Raw genomic sequence first — 16,177 nt, 5'->3', positions numbered from 1 at the left:
CGCCTTTTCATCTCGTACACGTTCGGCAGGCCCGATCACGGCCGCACATAAAAGGATTGCTTCCATGACCATGCTCAAAGACCCATCGAAGAAGTACCGCGCTTTCCCGACCATCGACTTGCCTGACCGTACCTGGCCGTCGAAGGCCATCACCCAGGCGCCGATCTGGTGCAGTTCCGACCTGCGTGATGGCAACCAGTCGCTGATCGAGCCGATGGATGCCGAGAAGAAGCTGCGTTTCTGGAAGACCCTGGTGCAGGTGGGCGTGAAGGAAATCGAAGCGTCGTTCCCGTCCGCATCGCAGACCGACTTCGACTTCGTGCGCACCCTGATCGAAGACGGCCACATCCCGGACGACACCACCATCCAGGTGCTCACTCAGGCCCGTGAAGACCTGATCGCCCGTACCTTCGAATCCCTGCGCGGCGCCAAGAAGGCCATCGTTCACCTGTACAACGCCACCTGCCCGTCGTTCCGCCGCATCGTCTTCAACCAGGACAAGCAGGGCGTCAAGGACATCGCGGTCAATGCCGCCAAGCTGTTCGTCAAGTACGCGGCGCAGCAGCCGGGAACCCAGTGGACCTTCCAGTACTCGCCCGAAACCTTCAGCGCCACCGAACTGGAATTCGCCAAGGAAGTGTGCGACGCGGTAATCGAGGTGTGGAACCCGACCCCCGAGCACAAGATCATCCTCAACCTTCCGGCCACCGTCGAAGTCGCCACGCCGAACGTCTACGCCGACCAGATCGAGTGGTTCTGCCGTAACGTCAACCGCCGCGACAGCGTGATCATCAGCCTGCACACCCACAACGACCGTGGCACCGGCATCGCCGCCACCGAGCTGGGCCTGATGGCTGGCGCCGACCGTGCCGAAGGCTGCCTGTTCGGCAACGGCGAGCGTACCGGCAACGTCGACCTGGTGACCCTGGCACTGAACCTCTACACCCAGGGCATCGACCCGCAGCTGGACTTCTCCGATATCGACGGCGTGCGCAAGGTCGTCGAGGAATGCAACCAGCTGCCGGTGCACCCACGTCACCCGTACGTCGGCGACCTGGTACACACCGCCTTCTCCGGCTCGCACCAGGACGCCATTCGCAAAGGCTTCGCCAAGCAGCAGGACGGCGAGCTGTGGGAAGTGCCATACCTGCCGATCGACCCGGCCGACATCGGCCGTAGCTACGAGGCGGTGATCCGCGTCAACAGCCAGTCGGGCAAGGGCGGCATCACCTACCTGCTCGAGCAGGAATATGGCATCAGCCTGCCGCGCCGCATGCAGATCGAGTTCAGCCAAGTGGTACAGGGCGAGACCGACCGTCTCGGCCTGGAAATGACCGCCGAGCAGATCTACAAGCTGCTGCAGAAGGAATACCTCCAGGCCAACGCGCCATATGCCCTGGTCAGCCACCGCCTGCAGGAAGAAAACGGCAGCAGCCACGTGCAAGTGGAAGTCTCCGGTGAAGGCGAAACCACCCTGCACTGGCACGGCAAGGGCAACGGCGCCCTCGAGGCACTGGTGGCCGGCCTGCCGATCGCCGTGGAGATTATGGACTACAACGAACACGCCATCGGCGCCGGCACCAATGCCAAGGCCGCGGCCTACATCGAGCTGCGCGTGGCCGGCGGGCGTCCGGTGCACGGCGTGGGCATCGACGAGAACATCACCACCGCCAGCTTCAAGGCGCTGTTCAGCGCACTGAACCGGTCGCTGAGCCAGCAGCAGGCCAAGGCGGCGTAAGCCATCGCTGATGACCGAAGCCCGCATCCTCGATGCGGGCTTTTTTGTTGGTTTTCCGACGCTATCGCGGGCTCGTGGGAGCGGGCTTGCCCCGCGATAGGGCCAGAACCGGTTGCACCCAAATCACAGGCAAAAAAAGGGGCGCCGACCAAGCGCCCCACAAGCCGTGTAGCACACAACGAAATCTGTCAGTCCAGCAGCGCCATCGCCTCGGCGCTGCACGCCTCGATCCGCGCCCAGTCACCGTTCTTGATCCAGCTGCTGTCGAGCATCCAGGTGCCGCCCACGCACATCACATTGGGCAGGGCCATGTAGTTGCGCACGTTGGCCGGGTTGACCCCGCCAGTGGGGCAGAAGCGAATGTCGCCGAACGGGCCGCCGAATGCCTTGATCGCCGCCACGCCGCCACTGATCTCGGCGGGGAACAGCTTGAAGCGGCGGTAGCCCAGGGCGTAGCCCATCATGATCTCCGACGGCGTGCTGATGCCCGGCAACAGCGGAATATCGCTGTCCACGCCCGCTTCGAGAATGTCCTGGGTGATGCCCGGGGTAACGACGAACTGCGCGCCCGCCGCCTCGACGGCGGCGAACATGCCGCGGTCGAGCACGGTACCGGCGCCGACGCACAGTTCCGGGCGCTGCTCGCGCAGCACCTGGATGGCCTTCAGGCCGTGTTGCGAGCGCAGGGTCACCTCCAAGGTGCGGATGCCGCCAGCGGCCAGGGCATCGGCCAGGGGCAGGATGTCTTCCTCACGGGCGATGGTGATCACCGGCAGGATGCGCGCCTTGTTGCAGATCGCGTCGATCCGCGCGGCTTTGTCGGCCATCGAGAGCAAAGGCTGTGGGCGTTCGAGGGTGGTCATGACAATGGATCCTTGGCTCATGGGCACCAGTAGATGTCCAGGGGGTCGTGAAGAAAGGCGCGAATCGGCATTTCGGTTGGGTCTTCGGCCGCCAGCGCGGTGCGCAGGGTGGCAAGCTTGCCCACGCCCTGCACCGACAACAGGGTCAGGCCGGCAGTGGCCAGCAGCGCGCGGGTCATGCTCAGGCGCTGGTGCGGCACGCTGGGCGCCAACATCGGCAGGCAGCGGCGCTCACCGACCTTGGCCAGACCCTGGCGCAGGTTGGGGCTGGCCGGGAACAGCGAGGCTGTATGGCCATCGTCGCCCATGCCCAGCACCAGCACATCGATCGGTGGCAGGTCGGCCAGCACCTGGTCGGCCTGCTCGGCAGCGGCTTCGAGGGTAGCGGCGGGTTGGTAGAGCCCGATAAAGCGCGCCTTGGCCGCCGGCCCCTTGAACAGGTGACGAGCCAGCAGGCCGGCGTTGCTGTCGTCGTGCGCCACCGGCACCCAGCGCTCATCGGCCAGGCTCACGGTGACCCGGGACCAGTCCAGCGCCTCGCCAGCCAGCTTCTCGAGGAAGGGCACCGGGCTACGCCCGCCAGACAGCACCAGGCAAGCCTGCCCCTTGCTGGCGATCGCCTGGCGCAGGCGCTCGGCCACGTCGAAGGCCTGGGTCGCCGCCAGGGTTTTCGGGTCGGCCAGCTGATGAACCTTCACGGTCGCCGGCAGTTGCAGTTCAGATATCGCCATACCAGGCCCTCCCATCACGTGTAATCAATGCAATCGAGCTCATCGGCCCCCAGGAGCCGGCCGCATAGGGCTTGGGCGCGTCACCGCTGGTCTTCCAGCCAGCGATCAGCTGGTCGCACCACTTCCAGGCGTATTCGATCTCGTCCTTGCGCACGAACAGGTTCTGGTTGCCGCGCATCACTTCCAGCAGCAACCGCTCATAGGCATCCGGGATCCGCGCGCTGCGCCAGGTGTCGGAGAAATTCAGCTGCAGCGGGCCGCTGCGCAGTTGCATGCCCTTGTCCAGGCCCTGCTCCTTGGTCATCACCCGCAGCGAGATGCCCTCGTCCGGCTGCAGGCGAATGATCAGCTTGTTGCCGATCTGCAAACGCTGTTCCGGGGCGAAGATGTAGTGCGGGGTTTCCTTGAAATGGATGACGATCTGCGACAGCTTCTGCGGCATGCGCTTGCCGGTGCGCAGGTAGAACGGCACGCCCGACCAGCGCCAGTTGCGGATATCGGCACGCAGGGCGACGAAGGTCTCGGTGTCGCTCTGGGCGTTGGCGTTGTCCTCTTCGAGGTAACCCGGCACCGGCTTGCCGTCACTGAAACCGGCGATGTACTGGCCACGCACCACATGGGTGCTCAAGCCCTCGCCGGTGATCGGCGCCAGTGCCTTGAGCACCTTGACCTTCTCGTCGCGGATGCTGTCGGCCGAGAGGTCGCTGGGCGGGTCCATGGCGATCAGGCAGAGCAGCTGCAACAGGTGGTTCTGGATCATGTCGCGCAGCTGGCCGGCCTTGTCGAAGTAGCCCCAGCGGCCCTCGATGCCGACTTTCTCCGCGACGGTGATCTCCACATGGGAGATGGAGTTCTGGTTCCACTGGGTTTCGAACAGGCTGTTGGCGAAGCGCAGGGCGATCAGGTTCTGCACCGTCTCCTTGCCCAGGTAGTGGTCGATACGGTAGACCCGGCTCTCGGGGAAGAACCGCGCCACGGCGTCGTTGACCCGGCGCGACGACTCCAGGTCGTGGCCGATGGGCTTTTCCAGCACCACCCGGGTACGCGACGCCAGGCCGGCCTTGTCGAGGTTCTCGCAGATCGCGCCGTACACCGCTGCCGCCGTGGCGAAGTAGGCGATCAGCGGCTGCCCGCCCGGTGCCTGTTCGGCCAAGGCCTGGTAGCCCTCGGGCTCGACGAAGTCCAGGTGCAGGTAGCTGAGGCGCCCGAGGAAACGCCCCAGGGAAGCGGCATCGATCTCGGCCTCCGGCACGTGGCGGCGCAGATGGGCTTCGATGTTGTTCAGGTGTTCCTGCACGCTGCCCGGCTCGCGGGCCAGGGCCAGCAGGCGGGTGTCGGGGTGCAGGAGGTCGGCGCGGTCGAGCTGGTAGAGCGCGGGGAACAGCTTGCGCAATGCCAGGTCGCCTAGGGCGCCAAAGAGGGCGAAGGTGCAGGGTTCGACACTGATCGCGGCCATAATGTTGGTTCTTTTATAAATGTTGGACTAGGAATACCGGTTTCAACCCTGCTTTTCAAGGGGTAATGTAGTAAAAACCACAACATCCAATACAGCTATTACAGACAAGTGGTGTGACAATCTTACCGACAGTAGGATACACACCAGCGCAAAAAGCCTGCTTCCCGACCCAAGGACACACCATGGACCGCGTGCGAAACCTCCTGGAACAGATCCAGGGCCGCCTCGACGAGCTGAACAAGGCCGAACGCAAGGTCGCCGAAGTCATCCTGCTCAACCCGCAGCAAGCCACCCGCTTCAGCATTGCCGCCCTGGCCCAGGCGGCCAGTGTCAGCGAGCCGACGGTCAACCGCTTCTGCCGCTCGTTCGGCGTCAGCGGCTACCCCGAGCTCAAGCTGCAACTGGCGCAGAGCCTGGCCAGCGGCGCCGCCTATGTCAGCCGCGCGGTGGAGGCCGACGACGATCCGGCCGCCTACACCCAGAAGATCTTCGGCAGCGCCATTGCCTCGCTCGACAGCGCCTGCCAGGCGCTCGACCCGCAGCAGGTCAGCCGCGCCGTGGACATGATGATCCAAGCCCGACAGATCCACTTCTTCGGCCTCGGCGCCTCGGCCCCGGTGGCCCTCGATGCGCAGCACAAGTTCTTCCGCTTCAATCTCGCCGTGTCGGCCCACGCCGATGTGCTGATGCAGCGCATGCTGGCTTCGGTGGCCCACACCGGCGACCTGTTCGTGATCATTTCCTACACCGGGCGCACCCGCGAACTGGTCGAGGTGGCGCGCCTGGCGCGGGAAAACGGCGCCTCGGTGCTCGGCCTGACCGCCGCCGGCTCGCCCCTGGCCCAGGCCTGCAGCCTGAGCCTGCATATCCCGCTGCCGGAAGACACCGACATCTACATGCCGATGACCTCGCGGATCATCCAGCTCACCGTGCTCGATGTGCTCGCCACCGGCATGACCCTGCGCCGTGGCGTGGACTTCCAGCCGCACCTGCGCAAGATCAAGGAAAGCCTCAACGCCAGTCGCTACCCGATCGAGGACGACGACCTCAACTGAGCCGGTGCGCCTGCAAACGCAGGTGCGCCCGCTCGCCCGGCGCCAGGCTCAGACCCTCGCCACTGCCGCTGGCCGCCTCGACGCAGACGAAGCCTTGGCACTCGCGCCCGCTCACGCCCATCAACGGCCGGTTGCCAGGGTGCCAGACCACAGTGTCGTCGCTGTCGCCGGTGTCGATGCACAGTTCGCGCTGCCAGGCCGGGTCCTGCAATTGCACCCGCGGCGTACCGGGATAGACCCGCTGGCAACCGCCCTTGAGGGTCAGCGCGCCGTCTTCGCGGCAGGCCTGGCGATTGAGACGGTCGTAGCCGTCGATGTCCTCCAGCCCAGACAGCGCTATCTTCGACACGTCGCTGATCCGCCAGTAGGCCAGCAGCGCATGGCTCAGCTGGCACGGTTCGCTGTCCTGGTGCTCGGTGCTCAGGCTCAGTTCCATGCTCGCTCCAAGCCGGGCATGCAGGTCGACCTGCCAGTCGCACAGGTCCAGGCGCCATTTCAGGGTCACCCCCTCCTCGTCCTCGCGGCTGTCCACCAGCTTCCAGTCCAGCAGGCGCGCCCAGCCATGGGCCGGCCACAGGTCCTCGCTGGGATGGCGGCCATACCAGGGCCAGCACACCGGCACGCCTCCGCGGATAGCCCCTACCTGCGGCCACTGCTCGGCGCACCACAACCAGGGTTTCTCACCGGCGGGTTGAAAGTGCAGGAGCTGCCCGCCCTGGCGGCTGAACACTGCCTGGCAGCGAGGGTGGTCGATGATCAGCACATCGCGCTGCTGGTAACGCTCCCACTCGAAGGTCGGCCTGGGCCGTTGCGAGGTGAAGAAGCGATGTAGCGGATGTTCGGGCATGGTTCCAAGCTCTTTTGTTGTTCGAGATAGCGCTGTCTCAGCCCGTGCCCGCTAACCACTGCAGACCAGTGGTTAGCGGGAAGGCCGAAATGGATGGCGTAAATTTACAACAATTTTTCTCAGAATGACGACTGAATCTTCAACCCCGCGACCAGCGCGTTGTCCACTTCATCCACACCGCCCGGGCTCTTGATGTACTGCAGGTTCGGGCGCACGGTCAGCCAGTTGGTGACGTGGAAGCCGTAGTAGAGCTCGGCGTTGTACTCGGTACGCTGCAGCGGCGCGAAGCCTGGGTTGTCATAGTCGTTGATGCCGGACTGGGCATTGAGCAGCTCGGCACGCTTCTTCACATCGTCATTGACGTGGATGCGGGCGATGCCGAAGCCGATGTCGTCCTTGGGCCGGGCATCGAAGGCGCCCTTGTAGACCAGGCCGACCTGCTGGTAGTTGTCGACCACGTTGGTGGCCTTGTCGTGCACGGTGAAGTTGGCGAACAGGCTCAGGCCGCGGTTGACGTCGCCGGCATGGGCGGTGACCTGCTGCTGGGCCACGACCCACCAGCCGTGCTTGCTGGAGTGCGACTTGAACGCCGCGCCGGTCAGCGCCTGCGGGTTGCCGTTGATGTCGTCGTACACGTCGTCGGCCTTGGCGGTGCTGTAGTAGTAGCCCAGGCGGTACTCGCCCGGCAGGCCGTTGACCTTCGGCGACCACACCGCCTCCACCGGCAGTATCGCGCCCTTGGTGCCGCTGCCGCTGAGTTTGAAGCCGTTGCCGGTCTCCAGGTTCGACGGGTTCTGCTCGTAGGCGCCGACCTGGACGAAGAATTCCGGGGTGATGTTGTACTTGACCCGCAGCGCCCACTGGCTGACCGGCCAGTTGTACCAGATGCCGCCGACCCAGTTGCCCACTTGCGAGCCGCAGAAGGCCAGGTTCTGGAAGTCGCAGGGGAAGCTGTTGAAGTCCTCGCCCTCGCCGAAGCGGCCGAATTTCACGTCCAGCGCGCCGTCGAAGTACTTCTGCTTGACCCACATCTGCGTCAGGCGCCAGGTCTGGCCGCGCCCCCAAACCTCCTGCACCGAGCTGAACTGCCCGGCACGCGGGTCGCTGATGCGGTCGTTGGACAGGTTGCGGCCGCTACGCTCGGTGATCGCCAGCTTGAACTCGGTGTCCTTCCAGCCGAAGATCTTCTCCAGGTCCAGGTGCGCGCCCAGGGCGAACTGGTCGCTGTAGCGCGCGGTCTTGTCGTCGTTGTAGCCACCGTGCAGGTTGCCGGCCACTTCGCCAACGTAGTCGAGGGTGAAGTCGTAGCCCTTCTCCAGCAGCTCGGTACGGGTGCCGCCCCAGTCGCCGGTCATCCATTTCGATTCCGACGAGAAAGCCTCGGCGGCCTGGGCCCCGCTGCTGCCGATCAGCGCCAGCAAGGCGAGCGATCCCAGGGTCTTGATGCGATTGCGATGTTCCATCCCTTTGCGTCCTCTTTTCTTGTTATGCATTGTTCTAGACGATTCAACGGCCTTTGAAGCGAGTCACGTTGTCCTTGATGGCAGTGCCGCTGGCGGCGAGGTCGAGACGTTCGCCGCTGCCGGCGTCGAACAGCAGCACCCGCGCCGGGTCGAACTGCAGGTTGAGGCTGTCGCCCACCCGGCACGGCACATCCGGCGCCAGGCGGCAGCAGACCTTGGTCTGGTTGAGGGTGACGAACACCAGCAGGTCCGGGCCGGTGGGCTCGGTGACCTGCACTTCGGCGCGGATCGCGGGCATGCCGTTACCCTCGGCGGCCCCCAGCGAGATTTGTTCAGGGCGCACGCCGAGGATAATCTCGCGCCCTTCCAGCTCGTCCGCCGCCACGCCCAGCGGCAGCTCGCAGCGCGCCTGGCCGCTGTCGAGCAGCGCCAGCACCCGCCCGTCCTGCTTCATCAGGCGCACGGGAATGAAATTCATCGGCGGCGAGCCGATGAAACTGGCGACGAACAGATTGGCCGGGTCGTTGTAGATCTGTTGCGGGGTGCCGAACTGCTGAATGATGCCGTCCTTCATCACCGCCACCTTGTCGCCCAGGGTCATGGCCTCGATCTGGTCATGGGTGACATACACCGTGGTGGTCTTCAGGCGCTGGTGCATCAGCTTGATCTCGGTGCGCATCTCCACCCGCAGCTTGGCGTCGAGGTTCGACAGCGGTTCGTCGAACAGGTAGATCTTCGGCCGCCGCGCCAGCGCCCGGCCCATGGCCACGCGCTGCTGCTGGCCGCCGGACAGCTGGCCGGGCTTGCGCCCCAGCAGGTGCTCGATCTGCAGCAGCTTGGCCACCCGCGCCACCTCCTCGTCGATGGCGGCCTGGGACATCTTGCGGATCTTCAGGCCAAAGGCGATGTTGTCGCGCACGTTCATGGTCGGGTACAGCGCGTAGGACTGGAACACCATGGCGATGTCGCGATCCTTGGGGCTCATGCCGCTGACATCCTCGTCGTCGATGAGGATCGCCCCGCCGCTGATGCTTTCCAGGCCGGCGATGCAGTTCATCAGCGTCGACTTGCCGCAGCCCGAGGGCCCGACCAGGATCAGGAACTCGCCGTCCTTGATCGCCAGCTGGATGTCCTTGAGCGTGTCCGGCAGGCCCGCACCATAGGTCTTGTGCACATTGCGAAGTTCGAGTGTTGCCATGACTTACCCCTTGACCGCGCCGGCGGTCAGCCCGCGCACGAAATACTTGCCCGCAATCACGTAGACCAGCAGCGTCGGCAGCCCGGCGATCATCGCCGCGGCCATGTCGACGTTGTATTCCTTGGCCCCGGTGCTGGTGTTGACCAGGTTGTTCAGGGCCACGGTGATCGGTTGCGAGTCGCCGCTGGAGAACACCACGCCGAACAGGAAGTCGTTCCAGATCTGGGTGAACTGCCAGATCAGGCAGACCATGATGATCGGCGTCGACATCGGCAGGATGATCCGCCCGAAGATGGTGAAGAACCCGGCGCCGTCCAGACGCGCGGCCTTGACCAGCGCCTCGGGGATGCTCACGTAGTAGTTGCGGAAGAACAATGTGGTGAAGGCCAGGCCGTACACCACATGCACCAGCACCAGGCCGCTGGTGGTGCTGGCCAGGCCCAGCTTGCCGAGGGTGAACGAGGCCGGCAGCAGCACGGTCTGGAACGGCAGGAAGCAGCCGAACAGCAGCAGGCCGAAGAACAGCTGCGAGCCACGGAAGCGCCACATCGACAGCACGTAGCCGTTGAGCGCGCCAATGGCCGTGGAGATCAGCACCGCCGGCACGGTGATCAGGATCGAGTTGAGGAAGTAGCCGTTGACCGTGGCCCAGGCCTTGGCCCAGCCAATGCCGGTGAACACCGCAGGCCAGCTCAGCAGGTTGCCGGTGCTGATGTCCTCGGGGGTCTTGAAGCTGGTCAGCAGCATGACCACCAGTGGCACCAGGTACAGCAACACCGCCAGCAGCAGCACCGCGTGGATGGCGATGCGGCTGAGGTTCAGCGCGGGTTTGTCGACAGGACTAGTCATGGCGTTTGCCCCGCAGCTCGGAGTACAGGTAGGGGACGATGATCGCCAGGATCGCGCCCAGCATGAGGATCGCGCTGGCCGAGCCCATGCCCATCTGCCCACGGCTGAAGGTGAACGAGTACATGAACATTGCCGGCAGGTCCGAGGAGTAGCCCGGCCCCCCCGCGGTCATCGCCGCCACCAGGTCGAAGCTTTTGATCGCGATGTGCGCGAGGATCATCAGCGAGCTGAAGAACACCGGGCGCAGACTGGGCAGCACCACGGTCCAGTAGATGCGCGGCAGGCTGGCGCCATCGAGCTGTGCGGCGCGGATGATCGACTGGTCGACGCCGCGCAGGCCGGCGAGGAACATCGCCATGATGAAGCCCGAGGCCTGCCACACGGCAGCGATCACCAGGCAGTAGACCACCCGGTCGGGGTCGATCAGCCAGTCCAGGCGAAAGCCTTCCCAGCCCCAGTCACGCAGCAGCTTGTCCAGGCCCATGCCTGGGTTGAGCAGCCACTTCCAGGCGGTACCGGTGACGATCATCGACAGCGCCATGGGGTACAGGTAGATGGTGCGGATGAAGCCTTCGCGGCGGATGCGCTGGTCGAGCAGCACGGCAAGGAACACGCCGATGGCCAGGGTGATGCCGATGAACAGACCGCCGAACAGCAGCAGGTTCTTGCTCGCCACCCACCAGCGGTCGTTGTCGAACAGCCGGGCGTACTGGGCCAGGCCCGCCCATTTGTAGGTGGGCAGGAAAGTAGAGGTGGTGAACGAGAGGACGAAGGTCCACAGGATGTAGCCGTAGAAGCCCACCAGGACGATGAACATGCTCGGCGCCAGCACCAGTTTCGGCAGCCAGCGCTGCAGCGCGTCCAGGGGGGAGGCCCGCAGGCGGGCGGTTGCTGTAGTCATGATCTGGGTTCCCGATACGAGATTGCCTGCGCGGGCCTTATCGCTGGCAAGCCAGCTCCCACAGGTACAGGTGTGCTCAGGCTGATCGCTGTACCTGTGGGAGCCGCGGTTCGCCGCCGCGACTTGCCGGCGATAGGGCCGTCAGCCCCTTACTTGGCCGCTTTGACAGCTGCGTTCAGCTTCTTCGCCGCGTCGGCCGGATCGGCCTTGGGATCGTTGATGTAGTTGGTCACCACATCGAAGAACGCCCCCTGTACCGCCAGGGTGGTGGCCATGTTGTGCGCCATGCTCGGTTGCAGGCCGCCGGACTTGGCGTCGGCCAGGAAGTCCTTGGCCGCCGTCTGGGCGCAGCTGTCGAAGCCGTACTTGCCCATGTCGGCAAGCATGTCGTTACGCACCGGGATCGAGCCCTTGTTGATGCTGAAGACCTTCTGGAAGTCTTCGCCCAGGACCTTGCGGGCGATGTCCTGCTGGCCTGCCGCGGTTCCCTTGTCCTTTTGCTTGAACACCACCAGCGAGTCGATGTTGTAGAGGAAGGCCTGGTCGGTGCCGGGGAAGGCCACGCACTGGTAGTCCTTGCCAGCGGTCTTCTTCGCCAGGGTCCATTCGCTCTTGGCCCAGTCGCCCATGATCTGCATGCCGGCCTTGCCGTTGATGACCTTGGCCGCTTCAAGGTTCCAGTCCTGGCCCTTGCCGTCCGGGTCCATGTAGGTGGCGACCTTCTTAAGCTCGGTGAGCGCCTTGACCATCTCGGGGCCGGTCAGGGCCTTTTCATCCAGCTCGACCAGGGCCTTCTTGTAGCCCTCGACGCCCATCACCGAGAGCACCACATTCTCGAACACAGTGCTGTCCTGCCACGGCTGGCCGCCGTGGGCCAGTGGGATGAAGCCAGCAGCCTTGAGCTTGTCGGCAGCGGCGTAGAATTCATCGAGGGTAGTCGGGGCCTTGTCGATACCAGCCTTCTTGAACACTTGCGGGTTGATCCACAGCCAGTTGATACGGTGGATGTTCACTGGCACGGCCACGTAGTCGCCGTCGTACTTCACGGTGTCGGCGACCTTCTTGTCGAGCAGGCCGTCCCATTTCTCGTCCTTGGCCACGCCCTTGAGCACGTCGGGATCGAGCAGCCCGGTGGCGGCCCAGTCCTGGATATCCGGGCCCTTGATCTGCGCGACTCCGGGCGGGTTGCCGGCCACGGCGCGGCTCTTGAGCACGGTCATGGCGGTAGAGCCACCGCCGCCGGCAACGGCGCCGTCCTTCCAGGTGAAGCCGTCCTTCTCGACCTGCGCCTTGAGCACGTCGACGGCGGCCTTCTCGCCGCCGGAGGTCCACCAATGGACGACTTCCACGCTGCCTTTGGAGTCGGCGGCCTGGGCACTGAGGGAGAACAGGGAGGCGAAGGAGATCGCGGCGGCGAGACGAAGCGTCGGATGCATGGGATTACCTTTCTTGTTGTTATGCGAGGCAAGACTGTCGCTTGCATGGCATGAAGTGTAGGGAGGTCGCGCCCGGCGCCAGGTAACGAACGGATGCGCGAATGTCATCGTCTGGTTACAAAGCCAGGGCCGTCGCCAAGCTCGGCGCCAGCGGCAGGCGTGGCAGCAGCAGGGCCTGGTAGGCGTGGTAGAGGTCGGGCTTGCCGCCCCAGATGCGCGCACTGGGCAGCAGTGCCGGGTCGAGTTCGTGGTGCCAGCTGCCATGGACGCGGTCGATGAAGTGACTGGCGATGAAGTCCCAGAAGCAGCGGTACCAGTGTTCGTACTGGGCTTCACCGGTACGTCGCAACAGCGCCGCGGCAGTGGCACAGGCCTCGGCATGCACCCAGTGCAGGCGCTCGCGCACCACCGGGCGGTTGTGCCAGTCCAGGGTGTAGACCAGCCCCGGCGCGCCGTCTGCCTGCCAGGCGTGGCGACAGGCGCTGTCGAACAGGCTCCGGGCGGCGGGCAGCAAGGACTCGGGCGCAGGTAGTTGCGCCCTTTGCAGGGCCGCCTCCAGGTGCAACACCAGGCGCGCCCATTCGAAGGCGTGGCCGGGCGTGGTCCCGTAAGGACGGAAGCCATCGGCGGGGTTGTCGCGGTTGTAGTCGGGGAGCGCCTGCCACTGCGCATCGAAATGTTCCGTGACGCGCATACCGTCGGCGGCGGCGTGGGTCAGGATCAAGCGCTCGACGATCCGTTGGGCGCGCAGCAACCACTGTGTGTCGCCGGTCACGTCAGCCACGGCGAGGAAGGCTTCGACGCCGTGCATGTTGCTGTTGGCGCCCCGGTAGGCCTCCGCCTGCCGCCAGTCGCGGGAGAACGACTCGCGCAGGGCGCCCTCCTCTTCGCACCAGAAGCGCTGCGCGATGACCTGGGTTACCGCCTCCAGCAACGCCGACGCCTGGCTGATGCCCACCACCACCGCCGAGCTGGCGGCGAGGGCGACGAAGGCGTGCAGGTAGGCGGCCTTGCCGGTGTCGCCATGACCTTCGGGCTGCGCGTACCAGCCGTCATGTTCCTGGTCGCGCAACGGGCCTTGCAGGGCGCCGACGCCATGCTCGACCAGCTCGCGGCAACCCGGAACGCCCTGGATATGCGCCAAGGCGAAACTGTGGGTCATGCGCGCGGTGTTCATGGTCTCGGCCAGGGCGCAACGGGGCAGGCGGCCTTCGTCATCGAGGTTGCCGAACCCCTGGGGCAGGCGCGAAGCCCTGGCGAAGGCGATCAGGCGCAGGGCCTCGGCGACGAGCCAGGCATGGTGTGTCGGGGAGTCGAGCCAGCTGATGGCCATGGGTGCACCTTCCTTGTTGTTGTCAGCCGATTCTAGTCAGCCATCCTGGCTGGCATGTCACGAAGCCCGGCTCGATTGTCACCGCATCGTTACATCCAAGCCCTTATCGCGGGGCAAGGGCTCATTCGGCTGTACGCGGCAGGTACAAGGTCACCCGCAACCCACCCTCGCGCAGGTTCAACAGGCTCACCTCGCCGCCATGGCTATGGGCGATGTTGCGCGCGATGCCCAGCCCCAGCCCATACCCCTGCTGCTGCCCGGCCAGGCGGAAGTGCGGCTCGAACACCTGTTCCAGGCGCTGTTCCGGCACCCCCGGGCCCTGGTCGTCCACCTGCAGCACGAAGCTCTCGGCGGTATCGATGATGCGCAGCTGCGCCCGCTCGCCGTACTTGATGGCGTTGTCGATCAGGTTGCCGATGCAGCGGCGCAAGGCCAGCGATTTGCCGGGGTACGGTGCCAACGCCTGCCCCTCCACGGTGATGCGCCCATCGCCGAGATAAGGCTCGGCCAGCAGCTCCAGCACCTGATTGAGGTCGATCGGCTCGATATTTTCGTGGATATCGGTGTCCTTGACACATTGCAGCGCACCCTTGACCAGCAGCTCCAGTTCATCGAGATCGCGGCTGAACTTGGCCTGCAGCTTCTCGTCCTCGAGCAGCTCCACTCGCAGGCGCAGGCGCGTGATCGGTGTGCGCAGGTCATGGGAAATGGCGCTGAACAGCTGGGAACGCTCGGTCAGGTAACGGCTTATCCGATCACGCATGTTGTTGAACGCCCGCCCCACCTCGACCACTTCGCTGCCTCCGCCTTCGGCCACCGGGGCCACGTCCGCCCCCAGCGACATTTCCCGCGCCGCCCGTGCCAGGCGTTTGAGCGGCCGGCTCTGCCAGTGCACCAGCAGGCCGATGAACAGCAGCAACAGCACGGTGGTCAGGGCAATGAAGCCGATCTGCTGACGCGGCAAGCGTTCGGCCTCAAGGCTGGTGTAGGGCTCGGGCAGCAGCGAGGCGATGTACAGCCACTCGCCTTCGCCGAGGCGGATCTGGGTCACCAGCACCGGCGGATTGAGCGGCTCGAGGGTCAACGAATAGTGCGCCCACGAGCGGGGCAGCTCATCGAGTTTCAGGCCGCTGTTGAAAATGCGCAGATCGTCGGGGCTGACGAACTCCACGGAAATCTCCATCTGCTGGCCAAGACGCTCGTGCAGCACCTCCTGGAATACGTCGATCACCGCCTGCTTGCGCGGGGTGATCGGTAACACCGGCATTTCCAGAGGCTTGACGTTGAGCGAGACGAAGAAGCGCGTGCCGCCCATGCTGCGCAACTGATCCAATACCATGGGCCGGTAGGCCACCGGCAGCGAGCGGAAGTAGCTGACACTGGCACTCATCGAGTGCGCGAGGCTGCTGGCGCTGGCGCGCAAGCCCTGCAGCTGGCTGGCGCGCAATTGCGCGACCCAGATCACGCTGGACAGGCCCTGAGCCAGCAATACCACCAGCAAGGTAAGCAGCAGCATGCGCCCCAACAGCGAGCGCGGCAGCAGGCGCCAGCGACGCTCGTCAGGCCGGGCAGACATTGGCCGCCAGCAGGTAGCCGCTGCCACGCACGGTGCGGATCAGCCGGGGTGGTTTTTCCGTGTCGCGCAGGCGCTGGCGCAGGCGACTGACCGCCATGTCGACGATACGGTCCAGCGGCATCGGTTCGCGACCACGGGTGGCGTTGCCGATGGTGTCGCGGTCGAGGATCTGCTGCGGGTGATCGAGAAACAGTTTGAGCAGGGCGAAGTCGGCGCCGGAGAGGATCACTTCTTCGCCGTCGCGGTGGAACAGACGGTGGCTGATCGTGTCCAGGCGCCAGTCATCGAAGGCCAGCACCGCACTGGCCAGCGTCGCCTGGCCGAAATCGGCACGGCGCAACAAGGCCTTGATCCGTGCCTGCAGCTCTCGCGGGCTGAAGGGTTTGCCGAGGTAGTCGTCGGCGCCCAGCTCCAGGCCGATGACCCGATCGGCTTCATCGGAACTGGCGGTGAGCATGATGATCGGCACCCGCGCCTGGCGCGGGTGCTGGCGAACCCAGCGACACAGGCTGAAGCCGTCTTCGTCGGGCAGCATCACGTCGAGGATCACCAGGTCGTAGGGGTTGGCGTCCAGGGCGCGGCGAAAGCCCTGGCCGTCAGGTTCGGCGTGCACCTGCAGGCCGCAGCGGGCGAGGTAGGTCTGCAGCAGTTCGCGGATGTCCTGGTCGTCGTCGACCATCAGGATCGATTTGCCGGCAGTGGTCACAATGGTCAGTCCTCTTGTTATGCGC

Annotated in this window: 14 protein-coding genes; 2 read left to right on the top strand and 12 right to left on the bottom strand. The window is 65.1% G+C overall.

What is annotated here, in order from left to right; translation table 11 throughout:
- Window positions 1–64: 64 nt before the first annotated feature.
- Window positions 65–1,738, top strand: a complete 1,674-nt coding sequence (gene leuA / locus ACQ4OD_RS02305; protein ID WP_198754440.1) for a 2-isopropylmalate synthase — start codon at window positions 65–67, stop codon at window positions 1,736–1,738.
- 188 nt (window positions 1,739–1,926) lie between these two features.
- Here the strand turns inward: leuA and ACQ4OD_RS02300 are convergent, their stop codons facing one another.
- Genes ACQ4OD_RS02300 through zwf form a run of 3 tightly spaced genes read right to left on the bottom strand, consistent with a single transcriptional unit; the run spans window position 1,927 to window position 4,788 of the window.
- Window positions 1,927–2,601, bottom strand: a complete 675-nt coding sequence (locus ACQ4OD_RS02300; protein WP_046854326.1) for a bifunctional 4-hydroxy-2-oxoglutarate aldolase/2-dehydro-3-deoxy-phosphogluconate aldolase — start codon at window positions 2,599–2,601, stop codon at window positions 1,927–1,929.
- A 17-nt stretch (window positions 2,602–2,618) separates the two neighbouring features.
- Window positions 2,619–3,332, bottom strand: a complete 714-nt coding sequence (gene pgl, locus ACQ4OD_RS02295; protein WP_198754439.1) for a 6-phosphogluconolactonase — start codon at window positions 3,330–3,332, stop codon at window positions 2,619–2,621.
- The gene (gene zwf, locus ACQ4OD_RS02290; RefSeq protein ID WP_139669086.1) at window positions 3,319–4,788 is read right to left on the bottom strand and encodes a glucose-6-phosphate dehydrogenase; all 1,470 of its coding nucleotides are present in this window, start codon (window positions 4,786–4,788) and stop codon (window positions 3,319–3,321) included. The genes pgl and zwf overlap by 14 nt, the downstream gene beginning before the upstream one ends.
- A gap of 191 nt (window positions 4,789–4,979) precedes the next feature.
- On the opposite strand from zwf, the gene hexR reads away from it, so the two are divergent.
- Window positions 4,980–5,843, top strand: coding sequence for a DNA-binding transcriptional regulator HexR (gene hexR, locus ACQ4OD_RS02285; RefSeq protein ID WP_172670918.1), 864 nt, complete (start codon window positions 4,980–4,982; stop codon window positions 5,841–5,843).
- On the opposite strand, the gene ACQ4OD_RS02280 is transcribed toward hexR, so the two are convergent.
- From ACQ4OD_RS02280 to ACQ4OD_RS02240, 9 genes are all read right to left on the bottom strand, one after another.
- Window positions 5,836–6,690 carry a D-hexose-6-phosphate mutarotase gene (locus ACQ4OD_RS02280; RefSeq protein ID WP_046854323.1) on the bottom strand — a complete coding sequence of 285 codons (855 nt, stop codon included), beginning with the start codon at window positions 6,688–6,690 and terminating at the stop codon, window positions 5,836–5,838. The genes hexR and ACQ4OD_RS02280 overlap by 8 nt on opposite strands.
- A gap of 119 nt (window positions 6,691–6,809) precedes the next feature.
- On the bottom strand, window positions 6,810–8,183 hold the full coding sequence (locus ACQ4OD_RS02275) for a carbohydrate porin (RefSeq protein ID WP_372241207.1): 1,374 nt from the start codon (window positions 8,181–8,183) through the stop codon (window positions 6,810–6,812).
- A gap of 13 nt (window positions 8,184–8,196) precedes the next feature.
- Window positions 8,197–9,351, bottom strand: a complete 1,155-nt coding sequence (locus ACQ4OD_RS02270; protein WP_139669080.1) for an ABC transporter ATP-binding protein — start codon at window positions 9,349–9,351, stop codon at window positions 8,197–8,199.
- Between the two features lie 3 nt (window positions 9,352–9,354).
- Entirely contained in the window at window positions 9,355–10,200 is an 846-nt protein-coding gene (locus ACQ4OD_RS02265; protein ID WP_110699842.1) for a carbohydrate ABC transporter permease, read from the bottom strand.
- Window positions 10,193–11,101: a carbohydrate ABC transporter permease gene (locus ACQ4OD_RS02260; protein ID WP_023630395.1), complete on the bottom strand. Its 909-nt coding sequence runs from the start codon at window positions 11,099–11,101 to the stop codon at window positions 10,193–10,195. The genes ACQ4OD_RS02265 and ACQ4OD_RS02260 overlap by 8 nt, the downstream gene beginning before the upstream one ends.
- A 149-nt stretch (window positions 11,102–11,250) precedes the next feature.
- Window positions 11,251–12,537, bottom strand: a complete 1,287-nt coding sequence (locus ACQ4OD_RS02255) for an ABC transporter substrate-binding protein (protein WP_198754436.1) — start codon at window positions 12,535–12,537, stop codon at window positions 11,251–11,253.
- A 115-nt stretch (window positions 12,538–12,652) separates the two neighbouring features.
- Window positions 12,653–13,870 (bottom strand): AGE family epimerase/isomerase, encoded by a 1,218-nt coding sequence (locus ACQ4OD_RS02250; protein ID WP_198754435.1) that lies wholly within the window; start codon window positions 13,868–13,870, stop codon window positions 12,653–12,655.
- Window positions 13,871–13,991: 121 nt separating this feature from the next.
- The gene (locus ACQ4OD_RS02245; RefSeq protein WP_250888371.1) at window positions 13,992–15,446 is read right to left on the bottom strand and encodes an ATP-binding protein; all 1,455 of its coding nucleotides are present in this window, start codon (window positions 15,444–15,446) and stop codon (window positions 13,992–13,994) included.
- Window positions 15,430–16,125, bottom strand: coding sequence for a response regulator (locus ACQ4OD_RS02240; RefSeq protein WP_219730381.1), 696 nt, complete (start codon window positions 16,123–16,125; stop codon window positions 15,430–15,432). The genes ACQ4OD_RS02245 and ACQ4OD_RS02240 overlap by 17 nt, the downstream gene beginning before the upstream one ends.
- Between the last annotated feature and the right edge of the window lie 52 nt (window positions 16,126–16,177).

It is taken from the genome of Pseudomonas sp. WC1 (assembly GCF_050586565.1).
In the GTDB taxonomy this organism is placed as follows: domain Bacteria; phylum Pseudomonadota; class Gammaproteobacteria; order Pseudomonadales; family Pseudomonadaceae; genus Aquipseudomonas.
The sequence above is the reverse complement of the archived record's forward strand: the minus strand, read 5'-3'. Positions and strand labels throughout refer to the sequence as shown.